Source organism: Trichococcus pasteurii (assembly GCF_900112935.1).
GTDB lineage: Bacteria > Bacillota > Bacilli > Lactobacillales > Aerococcaceae > Trichococcus > Trichococcus pasteurii.
Genome location: NZ_FONM01000046.1, coordinates 1 through 1,494 on the forward strand (window position 1 = coordinate 1; position 1,494 = coordinate 1,494).

The 1,494-nt window shown below is 44.7% G+C and carries 1 protein-coding gene; it reads left to right on the top strand.

Features of this window, described 5'->3' with window-relative positions; translation table 11 throughout:
* On the top strand, window positions 1-1,478 hold a 1,478-nt coding region (locus BM184_RS15165), incomplete at its 5' end, for an IS1634 family transposase (RefSeq protein WP_093365148.1).
* Window positions 1,479-1,494: the final 16 nt, after the last annotated feature.

The window sequence follows — 1,494 nt, forward strand, 5'->3', positions numbered from 1 at the left end:
TTACAGGTGAAATCATCCCAACACGTTCGTACAAAAAGAAACCGGCCCCGACTTCATCGGAAGTTAAGCCAGGGCCGATTCCAATGACACAAGTCCGAAGAATCTTCTATGGGGCAGGTTATCTGCTCGATCAAATTGGCAAGCAGACAGGCGTATACGCGGACCTTAAGGCCATCTTCCCGGAGCATTATAAGCAAATTCTGTCGATCGCCTATTACTTGATTCTCGAAGAGAATAACGCCTTGAGTCGTTTTTCCCATTGGCAAAAACTGCATCATCACCCGTATTGCCAGGATATTCCTTCACAACGAAGCAGCGACCTATTCCAAGCAATCGATGAGGAAGGCCGGATGGCCTTCTTTCAGAAACAAGGCAACCGCCGGATGGAAAAGGAGTATTGGGCATTTGACACTACGTCGATATCGAGTTACTCAGAGGTCTTATCGCAAGTGAAGAAGGGACGAAACAAGGAACACGACCGCTTGCCACAAATCAACTTGGCACTCTTGTTTGGGGCGCAATCCGGACTGCCCTTTTATTACCGCAAGCTCTCCGGAAATATCACCGATGTTAAAACGGTTCGGCAACTCATGAAGGAATTTGATGTAATGGGCTACAAAAAGGTCAACGTGATATTTGATCGAGGTTTTTACAGCAAGGATAATATCAACGCCTTGTATAAACACCACCAGAAATTCGTGATAGGAGTGCAACTCAAACTCAAATATGTCAAGGGTGTGTTGGAAGCGGAACGTGAGAACTTGAAACTTTGGTCAAACTTCGAAACACAGTTCAACACCTACGGTGTATGTCGCACAATAAACTGGGAATACGAACAGGAACGTCCGTATAAAGGTGATGTGATAAAATTGGAAAAGCGCGCGTATCTGCATCTGTTCTACAATCCTGAAAAAGCGATTAAAGATCAGGTAGACATGAACGACTATCTGACAGCCCTTCACCAAGATCTGAAGGAAAATACACTAAAAGATTATCGTATGAAAGATTATGATAAGTACTTCGAAGTTACTGAGACACCTAAACGAGGGAAGAAAATCACGCCTAAAGAAGAGGCGATGCGCAATGCGGTTAGAAATTATGGTTACTTCGCCTTGCTTTCTAATGAGGTCAATGATCCGTTTGAAGCGTTGTCTCTTTATCGCAGCAAGGATGTTGTTGAAAAAGCCTTCGGCAATTTAAAAGAGCGCCTCAACTTCAGAAGAATGCAAGTTTCATCCGAATTGTCCCTGAATGGGAAGCTTTTTGTGGAATTCATCGCCTTAATCTACTTATCCTACGTGAAAAAGAAGATGCAGGATGCCGAGCTATTTAACCAATGGACCCTTCAAGGTGTACTGGACGAACTGGACATGATTGAATTATTTGAGGCCCCCGGGCACGGTCGCGTGTTGGGAGAGGTTACGACGAAGCAGAAGGAATTATACGAGGCGTTAGGCGTTGCCCTTCCCTCGTTATAAATTCCGGGAATTCAGG